This is a genomic window from Flavobacterium sp. N2038 (genome assembly GCF_025947185.1).
In the GTDB taxonomy this organism is placed as follows: domain Bacteria; phylum Bacteroidota; class Bacteroidia; order Flavobacteriales; family Flavobacteriaceae; genus Flavobacterium.
In genome coordinates, this window is record NZ_CP110001.1 from 4,525,488 (window position 1) to 4,551,364 (window position 25,877).

The window sequence follows — 25,877 nt, forward strand, 5'->3', positions numbered from 1 at the left end:
TTATGTTAGTTGAGTTACAAGCTTTTTAATGCTCTTTTAATGATTGTTTCTGCTGTAGCTTCCGGATCTTCTTTTACGATCTTTTCTACTACTTTTTCTGAAGCTTTTCGGACAAATCCTAAAACTTCCAAAGCAGATAACGCTTCATCTCTATTTGTATTGCTTTGAACGATAGAAACTTCATCTAAATCGTACAACTTTAACATTTTTTCTTTTAAATCGAGTATAACCCGTTGTGCCGTTTTGTTCCCAATTCCCTTTATAGACTGTATTACACCAACATCTCCGGCTGCAATAGCATTGATGATTTGCTTTGGCTCTATTGAGGACAACATGGTTCTGGCAATATTGGCTCCGATACCGGAAACCGACAGTAACATTCTGAATATTTCGCGTTCTGATTTTTCTACAAAACCATATAAAGTATGCGCATCTTCTTTAATTTGAAGATGCGTATACAATTTTATAAAATCTGCATTAGGTAATAATGAAAAAGTGTGTAACGATATATTAACGTGATATCCTACTCCGCCACAATCAATTACAACTTCTGTGGGGTTCTTTTCAACTAATTTCCCCTGCAAATGTGCTATCATAGTTTAATTTATATTATCAAATATAATAAAAATAAGATTGATTATCCGATTCTTACGATTTCTAACTATTTAGCTAATTTATTTTTTTTAATTTCTTTTTCCTGTGCATCAATAACAGCGATTGCAGCCATGTTTACCATTTCTTCCACGCTTGCGCCCAATTGGAAAATGTGTACAGGTTTGTCTAATCCCATCATGATTGGACCAATAGAACTAGATTTATTTAATTCTTTCATTAGCTTATAAGTAATATTTGCTGACTCCAGGTTAGGGAATACCAGTGTATTTACTTTTTTACCCGCTAATTTAGAGAATGGGAATTTCTCTTTAAGTAACTCTCCATTTAATGCAAAATCTGCCTGAATCTCTCCGTCAACAATCATTTCAGGATGATTTTTATGCAGGTAAGCAACTGCTTCTCTTACTTTTGAAGCATTTTGATGTGTAGATGACCCAAAATTAGAATAAGAAACCATTGCAATAACTGGCTCAATACCAAACATTTTAGCTGTTTTAGCTGTCATGATAGCAATATTTACCAAATCTTGTGCAGATGGATTAATGTTTATCGCTGTATCTGATAAAAACATTGGTCCGCGTGAGGTAAGCATCATGTTTGTTGTTGCTATTAAAGAAGCTGCAGGTGCTTTTTCTATTAATTGCATCATTGGTTTTACTACACTTGGATAACTTCTTGAGTGTCCGGTAACAAGAGCATCTGCATCGCCTTCGTTTACCATCATAGCCGCAAAATAGTTTCTTTCGCGCATAAATTTCTGAGCGTCAAGTAACGAAACACCTCTGCGCTCTCTTGTTTCCCAGTATGAATTTGCAAATCTGTTACGTCTTGCTTCTTCTTCATTTGTTTTAGGATCGATAATTTCAAGATCAGCATCAAAACCTAATTCGGCTTTTAATTCTAAAATGATTTCTCTGTTTCCTAACAAAATTGGCACACCAATTCCGTCTTCATGAACAATTTGAGCTGCTTTTAAAACATTTAAATGATCCGCTTCGGCAAAAACAATACGTTTTGGGTCTAATTTAGCACGGTTCGTAATTAAACGTACCATTTTATTATCATTCCCCATACGCTCACGAAGAGCATCCTCATAAGCTGCCCAGTCTGTAATTGGTTGTTTTGCCACTCCAGATTCCATTGCTGCTTTTGCAACTGCAGGCGCTACAATAGTAATTAATCTAGGATCAAATGGTTTTGGGATAATATATTCCTGACCGAAACCTAATTTTGTTGCACCGTAAGCCACGTTAACTTGCTCCGGAACCGGTTCTTTTGCCAAAATAGCCAACGCTTTTACAGCGGCCATTTTCATTTCTTCATTAATTTTTGTCGCTCTTACGTCTAGTGCTCCTCTAAAAATATATGGAAAACCTAAAACGTTATTCACCTGATTAGGAAAATCTGAACGTCCTGTAGCCATAATAACGTCTTTACGCGTTTGAACAGCCAGGTTATAATCGATTTCCGGATTTGGATTTGCCATTGCAAAAACAATCGGATTGTCTGCCATTGTCAATAACATTTCTGGCGATAAGATATCTCCCGAAGATAGTCCGATGAAAACATCTGCACCTTTTACAGCATCTGCCAAAGCAATTTGAGCACCATCAATAGCATATTTCAATTGTAATTTTGATAGTGAAGGATTATCTTTTGTTAAAAGTCCTTTACTATTGTACATTTTAATATTCTCTACTTTTACGCCTAGCGAAACATACAAATCAGTACAAGCGATTGCAGCAGATCCTGCACCCGAAACTACCATTTTTACATCTCCGGCTTTTTTTCCTGCCAATTCAAGTGCATTGATTAAAGCTGCAGAAGAAATAATTGCTGTTCCGTGCTGATCATCATGCATTACCGGAATATCCAATTCTTCTACCAGTCTTCTTTCGATTTCAAAAGATTCAGGCGCTTTAATATCTTCAAGGTTAATTCCTCCAAAAGTTGGAGCAATATTTTTAACCGTCTGAATAAATTCTTCTATGTCTTTTGTATTAACTTCAATATCAAAAACATCAATATCAGAGAATATTTTAAACAATAAACCTTTTCCTTCCATTACTGGTTTTGAGGCCTCAGGACCAATATCTCCTAATCCTAAAACAGCAGTACCGTTTGAGATTACGGCAACTAAATTTCCTTTTGCTGTATACTTATAAACGTCATCAACGTTTGCTGCGATTTCTAAACACGGTTCTGCAACACCCGGCGAATAAGCCAGTGACAAGTCTCTTTGGGTTGCATATTTTTTTGTTGGAACTACCTGAATTTTTCCTGGAGTCGGCTCTGCGTGGTACACTAAGGCCTCTCTTTTTTTACTCTCTTTGTTCATTGTTTTTAGCTTTTATTCTAGCTTACAAAGATATAAGTCTTAGTTTAAAATGGCATGTTTTTACTGCTTTCTTTTGTTAAAATAACAATTTGAGATAGTCAAAAAAAAATAGTCCGCAATAATTGGGACTATTTTAAGAATGTTTTTTTAAGTTCTTTATTATTGAGAAATATAAGAGTTTAAATGATTTATAGTATCTTTTTGAACTTCTATAATTGCTTTTACAACATCGCTAATCGAGATTATTCCTACCACAATTCCGTCTTCTATAACAGGTAAATGTCGTATTCTTTTGGTACTCATCAGCTCCATACAATCCTCGATATTGTTTGAAAGGTTTATCGAAAAAACGTTGCTTTCCATAATTTCATGTACAAAAGTTTCTTTTGATGATTTGTCTTTTAAAACGATTTTTCGAGCATAATCTCTTTCAGATAATATCCCTTTTAAGTCGGTTCCATCGATTATCAGGATAGCCCCAATGTTTTTTTCGCCCATTACTTTCAATGCTTCATAAACGGTTGTAGTCGAAAGTACAGAGTAAACATTTTTTCCTTTTGCGTTTAGTATTTGATTTACAGTCATATCTGAAAAATTTTAGATTTATAAAGTTATAAAAAAACAAACACAATTTGTTGCAAAAAGCATTTTTTTAAAAACCTAACACATTCATTTTAAACAAAATACACCGTTTCACGAACTTTAGAAATTATCCATCAAAGAACAAATCCATTTACAACCCTTTTTTGCGAAAAATTTGATTTTTTAACTTTTAGCCGAAACAATTCCGAAAGCTCTTTAATGATGTAAAATTATACTCAGATTTCAACCATAACCCACAATTTCAACCGTGGGATAACAATTGTAAATATGTATTGGGTTCATATATTGCGTTCCAATGGTTGAAACCATTGGCTATGTTTTATGCTGTAAATGCAAATATTTAATTGCTATTAAATAGCTCTTTTCTAACAAAAAAAACAACGCGACATATATGTCGTACTATTATTTCTGACCTTTTTATAGATTTGATTTTTGAAAAATTTGTTATTTATAAGAAAAACACCTACACATACTGTAGTATGTGAGAAGTAACAATTAGAAATCTGAAATTGCAATAATTAAAAGCAAGAACTAAGAAAAACAAAAAAATTAATCATATAACAATCTAAAATCACTTCTTTTATGGAAACCAATGAAATTAAAAATTCAGAAAATCTTAGAAAATTAGCAAGTCGATATTTCACAACTTTAAAACCGGCTGATCATAAAACAAAAGAGAATGTGGTCGAAATTAAGTTTCAGAATTATCTGGAACTGGGCTGTGTTATTACTGATATGCTAAAACTATGCGTTTTGGCTCTGAATGACGATGCACCAAAGCTTCCTGACGCCAAAAAAAGTGACGAAATTAATGTAGGTCTTATTTTAGAAACAGTGCTGCAAATGATTCCGTTAGATGAATTTGAGTTTTTAAGCGAAATTAATTATAAGCTTATGACAGATTCTCAACATGTCAATGAATAAATAAAAAAGACCTTTACTAAAATTTAGAAAGGTCTTTTTGTTATTGTATAAAATTACAAACTCGTAATTATAAACTCACTTCGTCTGTTCTGTTGGTGTTCTTTTTCTGTACATTTTACACCATCGGCACATCGGTTTACTAATTTTGTTTCTCCGAAACCTTTTGCATTTAATCGGGTTTCATCAATTCCTTTACTTACTAACCAGTCTTTTGTAGACTTTGCTCTTTTATCGGATAAGATCTGATTACTTTCTGCTGAAGAACGACTGTCTGTATGCGAACGAATATCTAATTTTATAGCCGGATACTGAATTAAAACATCTACTAATTTTTGTAATTGAGGTTCTGATGTTTTCTTAATTGTAGCTTTGTTTAAATCGAAAAAGTTCATAGGAAGGTGAAGCAGTTTTGCCAAATCTGTTCCCACTTTTATTGGCCCTATTTTTACCGGTTTTACCGTTACTTTATTTACTGCAATTGCTTTTGCTGCAATTGGTTTAAAAATCTTTTGTAATGTAATTGGTAATGTTGTTGTTCCCTGTGCTTTCTTTATAGTAACCGAAGCATCTTTGATATTATAATCGTTTTTAGAAATTCGTAAGGCATATTTTTTACCACATTTTACTTTAGAGAAAGTATAATTTCCTTTTTCGTCTGAATTGATTGTCGATACAACGGTCCAGTTTTCGTCAAATAATGTAATAGCTGCATTTGGCAGGATTTCGTTTGATTCAACATCGCTTACTGTTCCTGTCAAATCCTGTTCGCAAATCAGTCTTTTGGTTTCGGTAAATCGATAGATATCATCTACACCATGTCCGTTTTCTCTATTCGAAGAAAAATAACCATTTCTGTTTTTACTGTTAATGATAAACCCAAAATCATCTTGTTTGCTATTTATAGGTTCCCCGACATTCTGGATATCATCCAGCGTTCCGTTTTCATTTATTTTGGTAACAAATACATCTAATCCTCCTAAACCCGGACGGCCGTCTGAAGCAAAATACAATTCGTTGTCTCCGGAAATAAACGGAAACGTTTCGCGCCCTTCTGTATTAATTGCAGTCCCTAAATTTTCGGGCGTTCCAAAAGTTCCATCAGCATTTATTTTTACTTTATACAAATCAGATTGTCCCAAAGTTCCCGGCATATCTGATGCAAAATATAAAGTCTTTTCGTCAATGCTTAATGCAGGATGTGCTGTGCTGTATTGATCACTATTAAAAGGAAGCTCCTTTACGTTCTCCCATTGTCCTTCGATTAAATCTGCTTTATACAATTTAAGAAGCGTTATTTTATTGTCGCTTTTTCCTCTTTTACCATCTATAAAATTATTTCTGGTAAAATACATAGTTCGTCCGTCTTTTGTAAAAACAGGCGTAGATTCGTTGAATTTTGTATTTTCTTTTTTTCTAAAAAGCTTTGGTTCTCCAACACTTCCATCTGGCATTAATTCGGCAAGGTATAATTTTGAGAATGCTTTATTTGTCCATTTAAAATTACTTTTACCTACTCCGCCCGTATCTCGTGCAGAAGTAAAGATTATTTTATTCTCATAAATTGCGCTTCCGTAATCTGAATATTGCGAATTGACTCCGGCATCTGCAATTTCAAAACGGCCTGAATTTGATTTTATTTCTTCTAAATAATTCTTCTCGTTTCTAAATAATGCTGCTCTTTTTTCTGTTTCTGCTTTTTGAATGAATTTTTCCAGAATCTCATCGGCTTTTTTATAATTACCCGAAGATTTTAAGCATTGTGAATATCGGTACAAATATTCGGATTGCTGATTTTCGTTTATACTGAATAAATCATCGTAATACTTTAAAGCACTTGGCAATTCTCCCATAAAATAATACGAGTTACCCAGCTTTTGCATTATTTTTTCATCCTTAACACCTTTGCTAATAATGTTTTCATAAGCAACTATGGCATCTGCATAAGCGTAATCATCGTACTTTTTATCGGCATAATCTGTATTTATTGTCTGAGCGTTTGATTTGAAAAAGAAACACAGGAATAAAATAATATAAGTTAAGTTTTTTGTTGGCATAAGGAGCAATATTAGAAGAATCTTGGAGATGTCATTTTATTGTAATTTTTTAAGAACTCAAAACGAAGGAAAATTTCATGTGATCCCGAATTGTACTTTCTTAAATTGGTTGTTTCATGATCGTAGCCATACCCAAGGTACAAACCATCTGTAACCTGAAAACCGGCCATTGCACTCACAGAGGCACTCCATCGATAGGCAACACCTACAACAAATTTATCATTAAACATAAAGTTACCCGAAACGTCTACTTGCAAAGGAGCTCCCTGAACCATCTTAGTTAGCAATGCAGGTTTGAACTTTATGTATTGCAAATGATCTAAATTAAATACATAACCTGCCATTAAGTAGTAATTGATTTTATCTTTAAAAATAGCTACATCGTTATTATCATAACGATTGGTTTCTATAAAATTAGGAACTGAAAATCCTATATAAGCTCTGTCTGAATGCCAGTAAACTCCAGCCCCGATATTGGGTGAAATTTTATTATCAAGATCCTGAAATTGAGGATCACCCTGATCTTCAAAACTTAACTTGCTTGCATCAAGATTAAAGATATTTAATGATCCTTTTATTCCGAAGGAAAGCTGAAAACTCTCAGAAGTTGGGATACTATATGACAAGTCTGCCGATAAATTGTTTTCGTTTGTTGGTCCGATTTTATCGTTTACCAAAGAAACTCCTAACCCCAGCTTACTATTGTTTAAAGGTGTGTTTATAGAAAAGGTACTCGTTTCGGGCGCTCCGTCAAGTCCTATCCATTGCGTACGATACAAACCAAAAACACTTAATGCTCCTCGAGAACCTGCATAAGCAGGATTAACAGAAATGGTATTGTACATATATTGTGTAAACTGTGCGTCCTGCTGCGCGGAACACACAACGGAAAAAAACATAAAAACAATAACTAATTTTTTCATTTAATAAGTTTTAAAACGGTTTGGCTAACACTAAACCGTTTGTCATTTTTATTTATTAATATATAGATATCCTGATTTTTCGTGCTGATTTGATTCACTGTCTCTATATTTCAGAACATAGAAATAAGTTCCAACAGGCAATCCGTCTGCTTGTGTTACAGTTGCACGACCGGCAGAGATTCCAACAAAGACTCTGTCTTCGTTATTATAACCATTAATATCAAATACAAGAACTCCCCAACGGTTGTAAATTTCTACTGTATTATCAGGATAACATTCCAGACCCTGAATATAGAATCTTGCATTTTTAGAATCTCCGTTTGGTGAAAATGCATTGAATACTTTAATCTGACAACCATTTAAGTCCAATACAGTTGGCTGATCTCCATCTACACCTGCCTCATCAGAAATATCCTCTACTTTAACACCTCTTACACTACTTCCGCTAACGCTGGCCTGATTACTTACTTTTCCTGTGTTTATATCACTTTGTTTTATGGTGTAATACGCAATAAAGTTTGTACTGTTTGACTCATGAACAGCTAAATCTATTGGCTGCCCTGAAACTACCACTCCCGGTAAAGGATCAGTAACTTTTACATCAACCAATGGTACATTTCCTGTGTTTGTTACTACAAAGTTGTATGTAATTGTTTCACCTGCATTTGCAATTCCGTTTTTATTTTCATCATTAAACGTTGCTGTTTTAACAATTGCAATAGCTGGAACTTCTACAAAAACATTTAAGGTTGCGGTAGTACAATTGCCTGCACTTGCTTTTTGACAAATTTCATACGTTAAAGCATAATTTCCACCCGGTGTATTCGGTTTTACACTTACGGTTCCGTTTGGATTAAATTCAAAATAAGGACTTGGTGAATTATTTGTAATGGTAATATCCGTTAATTTAATTGGCAATCCGTCTAAAAGATCATTATCTAAAACATTAACAAATTCAATTTCTCCATTAATTCCATCTACCGAAATATCTAAATCATCTTTTGCAATAAGAAGCAGTTTTGGATCTACAGAATTTAATACTGTTACTTTTACTACTGCCTGACTGCAATTTGAAAGATTTGAAGCTTCACAAATTTGATACGTCAACTCGTAAGCTCCAGATGGGGTTCCAGATTTTACATCTACTGTTCCATCTGCATTTAAAACTAAGTTTGAATTAGGTACAATTGTAGTCAAAACAACATTTGCCGCAGTAATTAATGTTCCGTTTAAAAGATCATTTTTAAAGATGTTTAACGTTAAATTGGCTCCTTTATTTAAATCTATCGGGCCATCTGTATCGTCGTTTGCCTGAATTGTAAATGTTGGTCTGGCATTACATTGCGGGGTCGCCGGAGGATAATTTACAATTACATTTACTGTAGGGTTTAATGAGAACTCCATCGTAACATTTGTTCTTGTATTTTCAAATCCGTCTGTTCCTTCAAGCCATTGGTTATTTTGCAATAACCATCCCGGCCAGTCCACTCCATTTCCGTTGTTATCAACTACAGCACCTGGCCATAAAAGATCTCCACTCAATGGTAGATTAGTCTGAGTCGCTACTACATTATTTGCACTATCAATCCATTTTATAGTCAATAAGTTATTTGGAGTAAAATTATCTGGTTCTACATTGTATGTTACATACGGAACATTGTTTGAGCAATAACTAGTCGCCGTTACTCTCATTGTTGGCGCTGTAACAGTAACTGTTACTGTATTTGATTTACAATTTGACAGATTTAATACTTCGCAAATTGTATAGGTTAACTCATAATCCCCTGCTGGTGCATTTGGTGCAAGTGTTACGGTTCCGTCCGGATTCAATATTAAATATCCTTTTGGATCTGGTGTTGAATTGGTCAGTTTTACATCTGCCGGATTTAACGGAAGTCCATTTTTAGTATCATTTGTAAATACATTGACAACAGTTTGTGCAATGTTTATTCCAACTACTGAAGTAACAGAATCCGGATTGGCAACAAGATCACCTGCCGTAACAGTTACAACTGAAATTACTGAATCGCAATTTGTTGGGTTGCTTCCTGTCTCGCATATAATATATTCAACATTATAATCTCCTTTTGGAGTTCCGGGACTTACTGTAATCGTTCCGTTTGCATTTAGCGTTAAGCCTGTTGGTAAAGTCCCTACAATGTTTAAAGTAACTTCTCCCGGATTATTTCCAATTACAACCGGATTTCCATTTAAAATATCATTCGCTGTTAATGCTACCGTTGTTCCTCCAATGTTTCCATTAATAGGAAGAGTAGTTTCGATTACCGCTTTTATTTCATTTTTAACCACAACTGTCGCCGTTGCACTATCACAGTTTACAGAAGCTGAACCTTCTTCACAAATTTGGTAGATAATAGAATAGGTTCCGGAAGCAGTGTTAGCTGCCAAAGTTAAAATTCCGTCATCATCAACACTTAATGGCCCCGTTATTTTTGGTGTGACATTAGTATTTGTGGTTGTAACTGCCAAACCGTTTAATTTATCGTTTGAAGTTACATCCCCTAAATTTACTGATGTTGCTCCCGAAATTTTAGTTCCGAAGTCATCTGCATTAGCACAAATTTTAGAATCAATAACTACAGTTGAAATTCCAGATGTACAATTATTTAAGGTTGCTGTTATATTATAAGTCCCAACTTGTGCAGTCACAACTCCTGTTGATACATCGAGAGTAGCTCCTGAAGGTGTAATAGTATAAGTATATAAATTATTATAATTTGATATTGTAAAACTTCCAGTATTTACACTACATGTTAATTGATTTATGGAAGCTATTGTAGGTACATCCGGAATTATCAACTTAGCTGCATTGCTAAATGAAGCTGAAGCCACAGAAGTACAAGTTGCATTTCCTGCTGTAACCGTATAAGAAGTTCCAACGATCATTCCGCTTATTAATCCTGAAGTAGCAACACTTGGACCAATCGGATCAAAAGTATAGGTTACACCTGAAACGTAATTTGATATTTTAGAAATTCCGTCTGCTGAACAAGTCGTTGCTGTCGAAGCTATTGTTGGTACAGCTGGAGTGACCAACTTCGCTGCATTGCTAAATGAAGCTGAAGCCACAGAAGTACAAGTTGCATTTCCTGCTGTAACTGTATAAGAAATTCCAACGGTCATTCCGCTGATTAAGCCTGAAGTATCAACACTTGGGCCAATCGGATCAAAAGTATAGGTTACACCTGAAATGTAATTTGATATTTTAGAAATTCCATCTGCTGAACAAGTCGGATCTGTCAAAGCTATTGTCGGTACAGCTGGCGTGACCAACTTCGCTGCATTGCTAAATGAAGCCGAAGCGACAGAAGTACAAGTTGCATTTCCTGCTGTAACGGTATAAGAAGTTCCAACGATCATTCCACTAATTAATCCTGAAGTAGCAACACTTGGGCCAATCGGATCAAAAGTATAGGTTACACCTAAAATGTAATTAGATATTTTAGAAATTCCGTCTGATGAACAAGTCGAATCTGTCGAAGCTATTGTTGGTACAGCTGGAGTGACCAACTTCGCTGCATTGTTAAATGAAGCTGAAGCCACAGAAGTACAAGTTGCATTTCCTGCTGTAACCGTATAAGAAGTTCCAACAATCATTCCGCTAATTAAGCCTGAAGTATCAACACTTGGGCCAATCGGATCAAAAGTATAGGTTACACCTGAAACGTAATTTGATATTTTAGAAATTCCATCTGCTGAACAAGTCGAAGCTGTTGAAGCTATTGTTGGTATAGCTGGCGTAGCTAACTTCGCTGCATTACTAAATGAAGCGGAAGCTACAGAAGTACAAGTTGCATTTCCTGCTGTTACTGTATAAGAAGTCCCAACGATCATTCCACTGATTAGTCCTGAAGTAGCAACACTTGGACCAATCGGATCAAAAGTATAGGTTACACCTGAAACGTAATTTGATATTTTAGAAATTCCATCTGCTGAACAAGTCGAAGCTGTTGAAGCTATTGTTGGTATAGCTGGCGTAGCTAACTTCGCTGCATTACTAAATGAAGCGGAAGCTACAGAAGTACAAGTTGCATTTCCTGCTGTTACTGTATAAGAAGTCCCAACGATCATTCCACTGATTAGTCCTGAAGTAGCAACACTTGGACCAATCGGATCAAAAGTATAGGTTACACCTGAAACGTAATTTGATATTTTAGAAATTCCATCTGATGAACAAGTCGGCGCTGTTGAAGCTATTGTTGGTACATCTGGTGTTATCAACTTCGCTGCATTGCTAAATGAAGCTGAAGCTACAGAAGTACAAGTTGCATTTCCTGCTGTAACTGTATAAGAAGTTCCAACAATCATTCCGCTGATTAAGCCTGAAGTAGCAACACTTGGGCCAATCGGATCAAAAGTATAGGTTACACCTGAAATATAATTTGATATTTTAGAAATTCCATCTGATGAACATGTTGCTGCAGTCGAACCTATTGTTGGTACATCTGGAGTTATCAACTTCGCTGCATTACTAAATGAAGCTGAAGCCACAGAAGTACAAGTTGCATTTCCTGCTGTAACTGTATAAGAAGTCCCAACGATCATTCCGCTGATTAATCCTGAAGTAGCAACACTTGGACCAATCGGATCAAAAGTATAGATTACACCTGAAATGTAATTTGATATTTTAGAAATTCCATCTGCTGAACAAGTCGGATCTGTCGAAGCTATTGTTGGTGCATCCGGAGTTATCAACTTAGCTGCATTGCTAAATGAAGCTGAAGCTACAGAAGTACAAGTTGCATTTCCTGCTGTTACTGTATAAGAAGTCCCAACGATCATTCCACTGATTAGTCCTGAAGTAGCAACACTTGGACCAATCGGATCAAAAGTATAGGTTACACCTGAAATGTAATTAGATATTTTAGAAATTCCGTCTGATGAACAAGTCGGATCTGTCGAAGCTATTGTTGGTACAGCTGGAGTGACCAACTTCGCTGCATTGTTAAATGAAGCTGAAGCCACAGAAGTACAAGTTGCATTTCCTGCTGTAACCGTATAAGAAGTTCCAACAATCATTCCACTGATTAGTCCTGAAGTAGCAACACTTGGACCAATCGGATCAAAAGTATAGGTTACGCCTGAAATGTAATTTGATATTTTAGAAATTCCGTCTGATGAACAAGTCGGAGCTGTTGATGCAATAGTAGGAACTGCCGGAGTTGGCAACATTGTCGCATTGCTAAATGAACCTGAATCTACAGAGGAACAACCACCATTAACAGATTTTACTTTATAAGAAGTGCCAACAGTCATTCCGCTTATTAAACCCGTAGAACTTATTGTGATTCCAGCTGTGGCCGGAGTGAATGTATAAGTATTAGACGAACTGTAATTGCTAATTTTACTTGTCCCGTCTGATGAACAAGTTGCTGCTGTTGATGTAATAGTAGGAACTGTCGGAGTTGGCAACATTGTCGCGTTGCTAAATGAACCTGAATCTACAGAGGAACAACCACCATTAACAGATTTTACTTTATAAGAAGTGCCAACAGTCATTCCGCTTATTAAACCCGTAGAACTTATTGTGATTCCAGCTGTGGCCGGAGTGAATGTATAAGTATTAGACGAACTGTAATTGCTAATTTTACTTGTCCCGTCTGATGAACAAGTTGCTGCTGTTGATGTAATAGTAGGAATTGCCGGAGTTGGCAACATTGTCGCATTGCTAAATGAACCTGAATCTACAGAGGAACAACCACCATTAACAGATTTTACCTTATAAGAAGTTCCAACAGTCATACCGCTTATTAAACCCGTAGAACTTATTGCGATTCCAGCTGTAGCCGGAGTGAATGTATAAGTATTAGAAGAACTGTAATTGCTAATTTTACTTGTCCCGTCTGATGAACAAGTTGCAGCTGTTGATGTAATAGTGGGAACCGGAATTGTTGTAATCGTAACAGTTCCTGTTTTAAAATCTTCTGTACAAGGTGCTGTATGACCAACTGTTGTTATTGTATAAGTACCTCCTGTTGTAGGAGTTCCTGAAATCGTTACTGTTTTTGCATTAAGATCTACTGATGATGTTAATCCAGCCGGCAAGTTTGATATTGTGGCATTTGTAGCACTACCACCAAAAGTATAAACAGCATTAGGAATTGCTGTTCCGTTACAAACCGTTGGATTTTGTGCACCGCTTGAAAATACAATTGTAGAGGCATTGTTTATAACTGCAGCAACCGCAATCCTCGAAGCTGTATTACAACCTGCTGTAGAAGTTGCTCCCACGTAGTAGGTAGTTGTAACCGATAAACTTGAGGTAGTAAAATTCGCTCCTGTGTATAATGGTGTTCCTCCTGTCGGATCAGCATACCAATTGATCGTTGCTCCTGCAGATGCCGTTGCTTTTAATGTTAATGATCCTGCACCGCATCTCGAGTCTTCTGTTGTAGAGTTTATTGTTGGTGATGTATTTACTGTTGCTGTAACAGCTGTTCTGCTTGCAGTAGTACATCCATTACTCGTAGCATCTACATAATAAATAGTAGTTGCAGAAAGACTTGGAGTTGTAAAACTTGGCCCTGATCCTAATGACGGACCGCCATTTGAAGCTGCATACCAATTAATTGTTCCTGTTGATGCTGTAGCTCCCAAAGTAACAGTTCCTGTATCACATCGTTCAGCTGATGATGTTCCTGTAATTGTTGGTATCGCATTAACAACAAAATTAACCGCTGCTCTACAATCTGAATCTCCGGAACAAGCTGCATAATAAGTCTTAGTTATCGCTGTACTAGTGTTTGACAAACCTGAATTAGCAACTCCCACTGGATTGAAAGAAGTACCTGTATATATTACACTCCCTCCTGAAGCCACTGTATACCAAACTATGCTACCTGAACATGTTGAAGAGGCTGTTAAAACTCCTGTCCCTCCTTGACAAATAGTAACTCCTGTAGTTGTTGGCGCTCCGGCAACGGTATTAATTCTAATATTTGACGTTGGAAGCGAAATACAACCTTCTGCATTCGTTGCTATTATTGTATAATCATTGGGTACTAATCCGGAGAAAACTCCAGTTGAGTTGGTAACTGATGCTGTTGCAGGATTTGATCCTTTTATAGTATAACTTATACCACTAACTGGATTATTCACTGTTATTGTTCCTGTTGGCGCTTCACAGCTTGATTGTGTAGTCGTTACTGTTGGAGTAGCCGGTAGAGCCAAAATTGTTATATCATCTGCTGTTACAGATGAAAGTGTTCCATTAAAATTTGTTCCGGGAACATCTCCCTGACTAGCTCCTTCATATTTTTTTAGAGCACTTCCAAAAGCATTTGTAGCTGCCGTAATTTTTCTATTAGAATTTACATTTGTACGTGTTGGGTCAAGATATAATGCTTGTGCTTTTGAACTGTATGTTCCTGCTGAAATAGATGCTGCAACCTTACCTGTTAAAGTTATCGTAACCACACCGTTTTGCGCAATATTAAACCCTCCAAACGTAGGATTATTTGCTGTAGCTGTATTTGGTAATGCTCCGGAAGGTCCGGTAGCATCTGCATTATATGCTGCCGTAGCCGAATCAAATTCTATACCTGCCGGGAAACTGTAGTCTAAAACTACTCCGGCAGCATTTCCACCACCTGTGTTTTTTATCTGAATCTCATAAGTAACCTTTTCTCCAATTGAATTACACGCTTTTGCAGTAGGTAAAGCTTTAATATTTGTTTCAAGAACCGGAAAACAGTTTGAGTTAATCTGTAAGTTTTGAGGTATATCCTGAGTGGTAAATTTTGACACATAACCATTTTCACCATCTTTAGCACCATGATTATTTCCTTTTCCTGCATTAGATTTACCAGCTAAACCACCATTTACACTAGATGTTATTGTTACTGTACTGGAAAGATTATGGCTAACTATTCCACCACCACCACCACCACCTGGTCCGTGTTCATTAGCATCATCATTTTCTGTATTTCCGCCATTTCCTCCATTTGCTTCTACTGTAATATTTGCGGTACTATTATTCGCTACATTCAATAATACAGTTCCTCCGGCTCCTCCACCTCCGGCTCCGTCAGGTGAACCAGAATAAGTTCCAGGTGCTCCTTTTCCTCCATTGGCATAAATATAACCATTGCCTAAAACCGTACCTGCATTAACAAGAATTATGGCTCCTCCTACACCTCCTTTTACACCAGACGACGCATTATTTGCATCACCGGCGCCACCACCGCCTCCCATAACAAGTCTTGGAAACGGAGTAGAAGTAATATACGATCTGAAACCTGGTCTTCCGCCTCCGGTAAAGTTAGGATATAGATCACCACCGTTACCTTGCCATCCGGCTCCGCCTAAACCTCCATATCCACCATTACCACCACCACCGCCTCCGGTATTATGGTCATTTCCTCCACCACCGGCATTAGCGGGAGCTCCTCTACCAGATGATCCGCCAGGCAATCCTTCAACAGAATTCTCTACCTGATTAAAACCATCCCACATATATTTAGGTGTTCCGGCGATTCCTTCTCCTTTGCCCGAAATCTTATCACTTGTTGATAATCCCACATAAATAGTAGAGGTATTTGCATTCGAGTCTGCTTTCGGACTATATCCCCCTCTAAATCCTCTGGCAGTTCCATTAATACTAAATCCGCCAAAATTGAAAGTTCCGGAAACATTAAAAGCAATAACACCACCAGCAACACCATTAAAAGGCGGTGTTGTAATATTAGAAGTTAAGCTTAAATTAGAATATTGAGGAACTCTTACAATTTGAAATGTTCTTTTACCTCTTGTTGTAGTTGCATCTGCATTATAAAAACTATTTAGTACTCCTCCACCGGAACCTGTACCTTTAAACGTTAAATTTCCTCCTGTTAATGGTACATTATTGGTCGCAATAACATATTCAAAAATACCAGTATTACCCAAAGACGTAAACCCAGTACCTCCCAAATTATCTAATCCACTCTTTGAGGTACCAGACCCATAACTAGTAGTATTTGTATAGTCTATCGTAGCATCCTGCATTTGGATAATCAAAATTAGATCTCCTGCAGAAATTTGAATTGCACCAAAATTGTTATTATAACTATCTGTTGCCGGTACGCTGCCTAACAATATTGATTGTGCGCCCGCATTCAACGTAATATTACCTGCTATAGGATAATAAGTATTTATAGAGTTTGATACCGTAACTGGTCCATCAACTCCTGGTGTTCCGCATACTTGCGCAAATGAAGATATTGATGTTATTATAAATAAAATAAGAGTGATTTGTTTAAATAAATTAAACATTCTAAAAGTAGAATTACGCATAGACAACTGAGGTTTGTGGAACTAAAAGATCAAAAGCCGATATACTCGTTACGAGTTTCAGCTTATATTCGAAATACGAAAAAATGGAAAGATTGGTTTTAGTAATTTCAATAATGATCCGGACAGGATCTTCTGAAGAACTAAATAGCGTTTGGACCATAGTCATGATAGGTTCAAGACACAAAATGTGTTTTTAGGTTAAAAGTAGTTTTGGAGGTGCGAAAATATACAAAGCCCTCAATACTAGCTACATTACTCGATAAACTACAAGGAAATTCGTTGAAATGCACATTCACATAGAATAAACAAGCTTAATCCTATCTAAAAACCTGCTGATTCAACAATAATAGAGGGAAAATATCTTAATTTTTTAAACAAAAGTTATAAGATCCGAAAATTGACACCTAAAAACGCAAAATTATCCTACAACAGAATGCTGCAACAATTAACAAACTAAAATATAACAATTTGAAATACAAATCATTACAAACTAAAAACGAATTTTAATCTGTTCTTCTTAAAATACTTAAAAAAAGTTTTTTATAACTATTTTAAAAAATTAATGTTTCTTTTCAATCCATCAAATTTTGTTCTCTTAATAGGTGAATTTTTGAAAACAGCACGAAAAGTTTCTTCTGTAATTTCTTCCCAATCCTGTTTAGAAAAAGAAAGCAAATCAGGATTTGGATTAAATAATGGTTCTGAATGTGCTTTTGAAAATCGATTCCACGGGCAAACATCCTGACAAGTGTCACAACCAAACATCCATTCATCAAATTTCCCTTTCATTTCGTTAGGAATATTCTCTTTTAATTCGATAGTGTAATAGGAGATACACTTACTTCCGTCAACAATATATGGAGCAAGAATTGCTTGTGTAGGACAAGCGTCAATACAAGCTGTACATGAGCCACAATGATCCGTAACAGCATGATCATACTCCAGTTCAATGTCAATAATTAGTTCAGCAATAAAGTAAAAAGAGCCTACTTTTTGAGTTATCAAATTACTGTTTTTACCAATCCAGCCTAAACCACTCTTTGCTGCCCATGCTTTGTCTAAAACCGGAGCGGAATCAACAAAAGCTCTTCCTGACACTTCTCCAATATTTTCCTGAATTGAATGAAGTAATTCTTTTAGTTTTTCTTTTATAACGAAATGATAATCCTGACCGTAAGCATATTTAGAGATTTTAAAACTCTCCTTATTCTGAGATTCCGAAGGGTAATAATTAAGCAGTAGAGAAACAACACTTTTACCACCGTCAACCAATAAAGTAGGATTTAAACGCTTATCAAAATGATTCTCCATATAGCCCATTTGGCCATTATGATTTTTATTCAGCCACTTTTCTAATCGTGGAGCTTCCTGTTCTAAAAAACCAGCCTTAGATATACCACAAGAAAGAAATCCAAGACGCTTAGCTTCGGATTTTATAAATTTAGAATATGTTTCTTTTGAATTAATGGTCATCTCTTAGAAAATAAAACTTCAATTCCCACTGGCTTTAAAGTAATCAACGGATTAAACTGAATATCCTCTTTCGTTGATATAATATTGAACTGTTTCACGATATGCGCAATTGTTAAACACATTTCATAAATTGCAAATCCGGCACCAATACACATTCTAGGTCCGGCACCAAAAGGATAAAAATATTGCATCGAATGTTTCTTTTGCTCTCCGAGAAATCTTTCGGGATCAAACTTATCAGGGTCTTCCCAATATTTAGGATTTCGATGTAATTCATAAAATGAAACTCCAATCAAAGTACCTTTTTTCAAATGATAAGCACCAATACTATCATCTTCTACATTCTGTCTGTCTGTAATCCAGGCGGGAGGATAAAGACGCATAGATTCGTTTAAAACAGCATTTGTATAAGTCATTTTTTGAAGCTGTTCTACAATACTACTCGTTTCTGACTCTATTTTTACTATCTCCTCCAGGACTTTCTGTTGTATTTCAGGATTTCTTCCCAGAAGAAAAAGTGTAAAAGTTAAGGCATTTGCGGTTGTTTCGTGTCCGGCAATAAAAAGAACTTTAATCTCATCTATTAGCTGTTCTACAGACATTCCTTCACCAGTATCTTCATATCTGGTTTCCAAAAGCATATTAAGCAAATCATTAATTTCTTCTTTAGATGAAATTCGTTCCTCAATAATTTCCTGGATAATACTGTTATTTTCTTTTGCTAATTCCAGATGCTTTTTGACCTGGCCACTTATAGAAAACCACCACGCTTTATGTGGAAGTCTAATCTCTTTTATCAGGAAGTTTTGAACCTCCTCAATAATTACTTTAATTCGGGTTAATTTTTCTTCAGAGATTGAGAGTTCAAATAAAGATTTAGCTACAACATTAAAAGCTAATTGACTCATAACCGGAAAAAGATCTATCGATTTATTTTCTACCAGATCATCCAATTCTGAAACAATAGTCCTGTTCATATTCTCAACCAGCTGATTCATTTTTTGTTTATGAAATGCCGGTTGAATAAGTCTTCTTTGCTTCAGCCAAAAATCACCATCAACTGTCAAAAGTCCATTTCCTAAATATTTAGAAAGATAAACAGACTGAAACTTTGATTTATGATATTTTCTTTGATTCTTTTGTAAAATATGCTGCGCAATTTCATTGTCTCGCGACAACATTAAATGCTTTGTGAAACCAATTTTCAAAGAAAAAGAATCCCCTAATTTTTCAAAATATCTTTTATGAAACGGAATTGGATTTCTACGTACTCCTTCAGCATCCAGAAAAAATCTAAAAATCGAAAGTTTATTGGGATAGTTGTATTTTCTATTTTCAGACATTGATTCAAATTAAAATAATCCGCCCTGAATGTTTGTATTAATTTTTCCTAAATGTTTATAAGCTTTATCTGTAACTTCACGTCCACGAGGTGTACGCATTATAAACCCCTCCTGAATTAAAAATGGCTCATAAACTTCTTCGATAGTCTCACTACTTTCAGATACGGCTGTAGCCAAAGTAGAAAGTCCAACCGGACCACCTTTAAACTTATTAATAATGGTTAACAAAATCTTATTGTCCATCTCATCAAGACCATGTGCATCAACATTCAATGCTCTTAAAGCATAACGTGCAATGTCAATATCAATAGTTCCATTTCCTTTTATTTGAGCAAAATCACGAACTCTTCGTAGTAAAGCATTAGCAATACGAGGTGTACCACGACTTCGCCCGGCAATTTCGATTGCAGCATCTAACGAAATAGGCATTTTTAGTATAGAAGCACTTCTTTCAACAATGGTTGTTAAAAGCTCTGTAGTATAATATTGCAAACGAGATGAAATCCCAAAACGCGCACGCATTGGCGCTGTTAATAAACCGGAACGTGTAGTAGCACCGATTAAAGTAAAAGGATTTAAATTGATCTGAACCGTTCTTGCATTTGGCCCTGACTCAATCATGATATCAATCTTAAAATCTTCCATCGCAGAATACAAGTATTCTTCAACGATAGGGCTTAAACGGTGAATCTCGTCAATGAATAAAACATCTCTTTCATCAAGATTAGTAAGCAATCCTGCTAAATCTCCAGGCTTATCCAATACAGGCCCTGATGTAATCTTGATACCGACTTCCAGTTCATTTGCTAAAATGTTAGCTAAAGTAGTCTTTCCTAGTCCCGGAGGCCCATGAAAAAGAGCATGATCAAGCGCTTCACCACGCTGATTAGCTGCGGCCACAAAAACTTTTAAGTTCTCTAAAACCTGATCTTGTCCAGCAAAATCATCAAATGACAATGGACGTAATCTTTTTTCAAGATCTAACTCTTCCGGATTGTACCCTTTTGTCGTGGGATCTAAATTTTCATTCATTTTACAAAGATAGGTAAAGTAATCAGTTTGTAAAATAGATAAATTCCGAATAAAAGAAAACCAAATTCCAATTTTCTAAAATTCCAAATTCCAATAAAAATGATAACCATTTTTTCTAATAATCAAAGAAGAATCTTTTAATCATAACCTAAATTCAATAAGTTGGAATCTGGAATTTTAGAAAATTGGAATTTATCTCCATATACCATAAAAAAAGACCATCTTTTCAGATGGTCTTTCTTATACTATTTTTAGTGGTGTAAAACTTCTTCACCTTCTTTCATTGGTACATTTTGCGGTACAAAATCTACATCATGATTTGGGTTACTGTAGTCATACGGCCAACGGTATACATGAGGAATTTCACCTGGCCAGTTACCGTGAATATGCTCTACAGGAGTAGTCCACTCTAAAGTTGTAGATTTCCATGGGTTCTGAACCGCTTTCTTACCGTAGAAAATACTACTAAAGAAATTGTATAAGAATACTAATTGGAAAGCTCCACCAACTAAAGCGAATGTTGTAATCAAAACGTTCACATTTTGCAAATCGTCAAATAATGGGAAGTTTGTGTTTGTATAATAACGTCTTGGTAAACCAGCTAATCCAATAAAGTGCATTGGGAAGAAAACTCCGTAAGCACAAACCGCTGTTACCCAAAAGTGAATGTAACCTAAGTTTTTATTTAACATTCTTCCGTACATTTTAGGGAACCAGTGATAAATACCAGCAAACATTCCGTAAAGTGCAGAGATACCCATTACTAAGTGAAAGTGAGCAATTACGAAGTAAGTATCGTGAACGTTAATATCTAAAGTACTATCTCCTAAAATGATTCCAGTTAAACCTCCAGTGATGAAAGTAGAAACCATACCAATAGAGAATAACATTGCAGGGTTGAATTGTAAATTACCTTTCCATAAAGTTGTAATCCAGTTGAACGCTTTTACAGCAGAAGGAATTGCAATCAATAAAGTAGTAAAGGTAAATACAGATCCTAAGAAAGGATTCATACCTGAAATAAACATGTGGTGACCCCAAACAATTGTAGATAAAAATGCAATTGCAAGAACTGACATAATCATCGCTCTGTAACCAAAAATTGGTTTACGAGAGTTTGTTGCCATAATTTCAGAAACAAGACCCATTGCAGGTAAAATTACAATATAAACCTCAGGGTGTCCTAAGAACCAGAATAAGTGTTCGAACAATACTGGAGATCCACCTTGGTAATGTAAAACCTCACCAGCAATATAGATATCAGACAAAAAGAATGAAGTACCAAAACTTCTGTCAAAAATCAATAATAATGCTGCAGATAATAATACCGGGAAAGAAATAACACCAATAATAGCTGTTACGAAAAATGTCCAGATAGTTAAAGGAAGTCTGGTCATAGACATACCTTTTGTTCTTAAGTTAATTACAGTTACAATGTAATTTAAAGATCCCATCAATGAAGATGCGATAAAGATAGCCATAGAAACTAACCATAAAGTCATACCAGTTCCAGATCCAGGGATCGCTTGTGGTAAAGCACTTAATGGAGGATAAATTGTCCAACCTGCAGAAGCTGGTCCAGCTTCAACAAATAAAGAAGACAACATCACTACAGCAGATAAGAAAAACAACCAGTATGAAATCATATTCATAAATCCAGATGCCATATCTCTTGCTCCAATTTGAAGCGGAATAAGTAAATTACTAAAAGTACCACTCAGACCTGCCGTCAGTACAAAGAATACCATGATGGTACCGTGAATTGTAACTAAAGCCAAATAGATATCATTTGCCATTACACCATCAGGTGCAAATTTATCTCCTAATAATACATTAAAGATTTTGAAAGACTCTTCTGGCCAAGCCAATTGCATTCTGAAAAGCAAAGACATTGCAATACCAATTACTCCCATTACAATACCTGTAATTAAGTATTGCTTAGCAATCATTTTATGATCAATACTAAAAATATATTTAGTAATGAACGTGTCTTTATGATGATGTTCGTGCTCGTGATCGTGTCCGTGATCGTGACCGTGCGCTTCTGCTGACATATATGTGTACTTTAAATTTTCTTAATAATATTACTTAATCGCAACTTTAGCTACAGTTGCTTTTACAGTATCTATAACCGCTTTTACAGTATCAATTACTTTTGAAGTTGAATCTGTTGTCGGAGCAGTTGCTTCGGCTGCTTTTGCTTTTTCAGCATCTGCTGCTACCTTAATATCCTGAGCTAAAGTAGTTTTTTCGCTTAACCATTTTTTATAATCTTCAGGAGTATCAACAATAACTTTCATTTGCATGTTGTAATGAGAAGCTCCACAAATTTTATTACATAATAATAAATAATCAAATGTATAAGGATCTAAAGCTGTTCCACCTTTAGCAACTAGTTCAGTGCTTTTTTCAGCTCTTAACTTATTAATGTTTGCTACTTTTTCAACCATGAAAGGTAACTCTCTGTATTCAGCAGTTGTGTAAGTAGGAATGAACGCAAATTCAGTAACCATACCAGGAACACAGTTCATTTGCGCTCTAAAGTGAGGCATATAAGCTGAGTGTAATACGTCTTGAGAACGCATCTTAAAGTGTACTTTTTTTCCTTTAGGAATATGTAATTCAGTAACTACAATATCGTCCTGAGCATTAGGATCTGACATATCAACACCTAAAGTATTAATACCTTCGATCAAACGAACGTTTGCTTTTCCTAAAACATTATCTTGTCCGGCATATCTTGCAGTCCACTTAAATTGTTGAGCATATAATTCTATTTCAACAACATCTTCATCCTTGTCAACAAACATAATGTTGTTCCAAGCATATAATCCGTAAAGAATTAAACAAGCTAAAACTACAGATGGAATAATACTCCAAATTGCCTCTAATTTGTTACTATCAGCAAAAAATAATGCTTTTTTATCTTTGTGTCCTCTATTTTTAAAAGAAAACCAGTATAGTAAACCTTGTGTAATAAACTGAACTACAAAAATTAAAACCCAAGTAATATTCATTAAGTTATCTACTAAAAGACCATGCTCAGAAGCTGGAGTATGAAGTGCTAAACCACCCCATTTTAGTAAACCATAAATCGTAAATATATATATGAATGCCAAGAAGCCAAACATAACATATCCTTGAATATTATTATCATTATCTGATGCAACCTGAGAATCGTCCGAAGAAGACCCTACTTGTGTAAGATCAAATATCTTGGTCAATTGCCACAATGCAACTGCTAATAAAACTAAAACTATAATTACCAACAAACTTGTCATCTGTTTACTTCTTTAAATATTAATAATGAAAATGTTTACTTTCTTCAATGAAAGGATTTCTTTTTGCTAACAAAGGAGCCTTAGTTAATGCAGTAAATACAACAAAAATAAACAAACCTAAGAAGAAAAGTATAGATGCAATTTCAGGAACTCCAATAAACCATTTGTCTCCTACTGTACCAGGCATAACCATATTAAAGAAATCAACATAATGTCCTAATAAGATAACAATACCTGCCATTACAATAACCCAACTTAGACGTTTAAAATCTGTATTGATTAATATTAACAATGGGAAAACAAAGTTCATAACTACAGCACCAAAGAATGGTAAATTGTACAATTGAATTCTTGTCACAAAGTAAGTAACCTCTTCCGGAATATTAGCGTACCAGATTAACATGAATTGAGAGAACCATAAATAAGTCCAGAATACACTAATACCAAACATAAATTTAGCTAAATCGTGTATATGACTTGTATTTACATACTCTAAATACCCTTTTGATTTTAAATAAATCGTTACCAAAGCAATAGCTGTAATACCACTTACAAAGAAAGAAGCAAATACATACCATCCGAATAATGTACTGAACCAGTGTGGATCAAATGACATAATCCAGTCCCAAGACATAATAGACTCAGATACGATGAAGAAAACTAAGAATCCGGCAGATAACTTAAAGTTCTTTTTGTAATTTAAATCATCATTAGCTTCGTCCTGAGCTAAACAATTTTTTCTAGAATAAATACGATATAAGTTCCATCCTAATAAAAAGATAGCAGCTCTTGCAATCCAGAAACCAAAATTTAAATAACCTGATTTTCCAGCTATAATCGCATCGTAATTTGGGCTTTTAGGATCTGTAACTCCTTCACCTAACCATACAAAAATATGATTAAAGTGTAATCCGCATAAAACTAAGATTATGAAGAAAATTACTGACCCAACTGGCAAATAAGCCGTTATACCTTGCATAACTCTAAACAAAACAGGAGACCAACCTGCCTGAGCAACTTGTTGAATAGCATAAAATGCTAAAACTCCCATAGAAAGCAGTAAAAAGAAAATACAAGCAACATATAATGCTGACCAAGGTTTGTTTTGTAATTGGTGCAACACGTGAGTTAAATGCTCTTCATGCTCATTTGCACCAGTAACTTTTGCATGTTCTCCACCTTTATGTGAATCATGCGAAGCTTCGGCAGCAGCTTCATGATGCCCAGCTTCTTTGTGAGAAGCTTCTGCACCTTCTTCATGCGTAGCTCCATGAGATCCATGAGCATCCGCAGCTAGTATTTTTTCAACTTCTTGAATATCTTTAGGTGCACTTAAAAAACCATACCCAATTCCTAATAAACCAACGGCCATTAGGATGATAGAAAAAGTTTTTAATTTACTTGAAAATGTATACATATCTATTACGATCAGTTTGTTCAACAATTATAATTGGCTTCTTAGTTTTAGAACATAGTCAGCAACTAACCAACGTTCGTGGGCGCTTAATTGATTTGCATGCGAACCCATCGCATTTAAACCATAAGTTTCTACGTGAAAAATACTTCCTTCAGTAATTTCTCTGTCTTTATAGCTAGGTACTCCAAGAAATTTCTCTCTTTCAACCAATTTACCTTTACCGTTACCAGTTGCACCGTGACAACTGATACAATAAATTTCGAAAAGCTCTTTTCCTTTACCAGAATTTCTATCTGCTTCAGTCAAAGGAGATTTTAAATTAGCCTTAGCCAATTCATAACCTGCAGTCGAATTTTCATACTCATAAGGTTCAAAACCTCTATTGATAGTTCCTGTAACAGGAAGCTGACCTTCTTTTCCACCTTTAAATACTTTTGCTTCTGCATATGGTTCATACCCTACAGACTCATACATATTTGGGAAATACTGATAGTTTGGTGCCGAATTATTGTGGCAAGATGAACCTAAAATAGTTATACCAACTAAAAGTGTTATTTTATATATCCTTTTCATAGCTACA

At 35.4% G+C, this 25,877-nt stretch carries 14 protein-coding genes; 1 reads left to right on the forward strand and 13 read right to left on the reverse strand.

Annotated elements, in window-relative coordinates; genetic code table 11:
• Nucleotides 1-14: 14 nt before the first annotated feature.
• From ruvA to OLM51_RS19820, 3 genes are all read right to left on the reverse strand, one after another.
• Complete coding sequence (gene ruvA / locus OLM51_RS19810; RefSeq protein ID WP_264552297.1) at nt 15-596, reverse strand: Holliday junction branch migration protein RuvA; 582 nt, start codon at nt 594-596, stop codon at nt 15-17.
• 65 nt (nt 597-661) lie between these two features.
• Entirely contained in the window at nt 662-2,953 is a 2,292-nt protein-coding gene (locus OLM51_RS19815; protein WP_264552298.1) for an NADP-dependent malic enzyme, read from the reverse strand.
• Between the two features lie 159 nt (nt 2,954-3,112).
• The gene (locus OLM51_RS19820) at nt 3,113-3,538 is read right to left on the reverse strand and encodes a CBS domain-containing protein (protein ID WP_264552299.1); all 426 of its coding nucleotides are present in this window, start codon (nt 3,536-3,538) and stop codon (nt 3,113-3,115) included.
• A 600-nt stretch (nt 3,539-4,138) separates the two neighbouring features.
• On the opposite strand from OLM51_RS19820, the gene OLM51_RS19825 reads away from it, so the two are divergent.
• Nucleotides 4,139-4,480 carry a hypothetical protein gene (locus OLM51_RS19825; RefSeq protein ID WP_264552300.1) on the forward strand — a complete coding sequence of 114 codons (342 nt, stop codon included), beginning with the start codon at nt 4,139-4,141 and terminating at the stop codon, nt 4,478-4,480.
• A 53-nt stretch (nt 4,481-4,533) separates the two neighbouring features.
• On the opposite strand, the gene OLM51_RS19830 is transcribed toward OLM51_RS19825, so the two are convergent.
• From OLM51_RS19830 to OLM51_RS19875, 10 genes are all read right to left on the reverse strand, one after another.
• Nucleotides 4,534-6,534, reverse strand: a complete 2,001-nt coding sequence (locus tag OLM51_RS19830) for an OmpA family protein (protein WP_264552301.1) — start codon at nt 6,532-6,534, stop codon at nt 4,534-4,536.
• 11 nt (nt 6,535-6,545) lie between these two features.
• Nucleotides 6,546-7,457 (reverse strand): type IX secretion system membrane protein PorP/SprF, encoded by a 912-nt coding sequence (locus OLM51_RS19835; protein ID WP_264552302.1) that lies wholly within the window; start codon nt 7,455-7,457, stop codon nt 6,546-6,548.
• A gap of 48 nt (nt 7,458-7,505) precedes the next feature.
• Nucleotides 7,506-16,751: a gliding motility-associated C-terminal domain-containing protein gene (locus OLM51_RS19840; RefSeq protein ID WP_264552303.1), complete on the reverse strand. Its 9,246-nt coding sequence runs from the start codon at nt 16,749-16,751 to the stop codon at nt 7,506-7,508.
• A 546-nt stretch (nt 16,752-17,297) separates the two neighbouring features.
• Nucleotides 17,298-18,224 (reverse strand): tRNA epoxyqueuosine(34) reductase QueG, encoded by a 927-nt coding sequence (queG, locus tag OLM51_RS19845; RefSeq protein WP_264552304.1) that lies wholly within the window; start codon nt 18,222-18,224, stop codon nt 17,298-17,300.
• The gene (locus OLM51_RS19850; RefSeq protein ID WP_264552305.1) at nt 18,221-19,567 is read right to left on the reverse strand and encodes a cytochrome P450; all 1,347 of its coding nucleotides are present in this window, start codon (nt 19,565-19,567) and stop codon (nt 18,221-18,223) included. The genes queG and OLM51_RS19850 overlap by 4 nt, the downstream gene beginning before the upstream one ends.
• Nucleotides 19,568-19,576: 9 nt before the next feature.
• The gene (gene ruvB / locus OLM51_RS19855; RefSeq protein ID WP_264552306.1) at nt 19,577-20,599 is read right to left on the reverse strand and encodes a Holliday junction branch migration DNA helicase RuvB; all 1,023 of its coding nucleotides are present in this window, start codon (nt 20,597-20,599) and stop codon (nt 19,577-19,579) included.
• A 251-nt stretch (nt 20,600-20,850) separates the two neighbouring features.
• A complete protein-coding gene (locus tag OLM51_RS19860; RefSeq protein ID WP_264552307.1) occupies nt 20,851-22,653 on the reverse strand; it encodes a cbb3-type cytochrome c oxidase subunit I in 1,803 nt (600 codons plus the stop codon).
• A gap of 30 nt (nt 22,654-22,683) precedes the next feature.
• Nucleotides 22,684-23,880, reverse strand: coding sequence for a cytochrome c oxidase subunit II (locus OLM51_RS19865; protein WP_264552308.1), 1,197 nt, complete (start codon nt 23,878-23,880; stop codon nt 22,684-22,686).
• A 19-nt stretch (nt 23,881-23,899) separates the two neighbouring features.
• A complete protein-coding gene (locus tag OLM51_RS19870) occupies nt 23,900-25,297 on the reverse strand; it encodes a quinol:cytochrome C oxidoreductase (RefSeq protein ID WP_264552309.1) in 1,398 nt (465 codons plus the stop codon).
• A gap of 27 nt (nt 25,298-25,324) precedes the next feature.
• Nucleotides 25,325-25,870 (reverse strand): c-type cytochrome, encoded by a 546-nt coding sequence (locus OLM51_RS19875; protein WP_264552310.1) that lies wholly within the window; start codon nt 25,868-25,870, stop codon nt 25,325-25,327.
• Nucleotides 25,871-25,877: the final 7 nt, after the last annotated feature.

Coding starts and splice junctions, on each gene's coding strand:
- OLM51_RS19820 (WP_264552299.1), bottom strand. CDS start 3,538: ATGACTGTAAATCAAATACTAAACGCAAAAGGAAAAAATGTTTACTCT.
- OLM51_RS19835 (WP_264552302.1), bottom strand. CDS start 7,457: ATGAAAAAATTAGTTATTGTTTTTATGTTTTTTTCCGTTGTGTGTTCC.
- OLM51_RS19865 (WP_264552308.1), bottom strand. CDS start 23,880: ATGACAAGTTTGTTGGTAATTATAGTTTTAGTTTTATTAGCAGTTGCA.
- OLM51_RS19830 (WP_264552301.1), bottom strand. CDS start 6,534: ATGCCAACAAAAAACTTAACTTATATTATTTTATTCCTGTGTTTCTTT.
- OLM51_RS19870 (WP_264552309.1), bottom strand. CDS start 25,297: ATGTATACATTTTCAAGTAAATTAAAAACTTTTTCTATCATCCTAATG.
- OLM51_RS19860 (WP_264552307.1), bottom strand. CDS start 22,653: ATGTCAGCAGAAGCGCACGGTCACGATCACGGACACGATCACGAGCAC.
- ruvA (WP_264552297.1), bottom strand. CDS start 596: ATGATAGCACATTTGCAGGGGAAATTAGTTGAAAAGAACCCCACAGAA.
- ruvB (WP_264552306.1), bottom strand. CDS start 20,599: ATGAATGAAAATTTAGATCCCACGACAAAAGGGTACAATCCGGAAGAG.
- OLM51_RS19850 (WP_264552305.1), bottom strand. CDS start 19,567: ATGTCTGAAAATAGAAAATACAACTATCCCAATAAACTTTCGATTTTT.
- OLM51_RS19815 (WP_264552298.1), bottom strand. CDS start 2,953: ATGAACAAAGAGAGTAAAAAAAGAGAGGCCTTAGTGTACCACGCAGAG.
- OLM51_RS19825 (WP_264552300.1), top strand. CDS start 4,139: ATGGAAACCAATGAAATTAAAAATTCAGAAAATCTTAGAAAATTAGCA.
- OLM51_RS19840 (WP_264552303.1), bottom strand. CDS start 16,751: ATGCGTAATTCTACTTTTAGAATGTTTAATTTATTTAAACAAATCACT.
- queG (WP_264552304.1), bottom strand. CDS start 18,224: ATGACCATTAATTCAAAAGAAACATATTCTAAATTTATAAAATCCGAA.
- OLM51_RS19875 (WP_264552310.1), bottom strand. CDS start 25,870: ATGAAAAGGATATATAAAATAACACTTTTAGTTGGTATAACTATTTTA.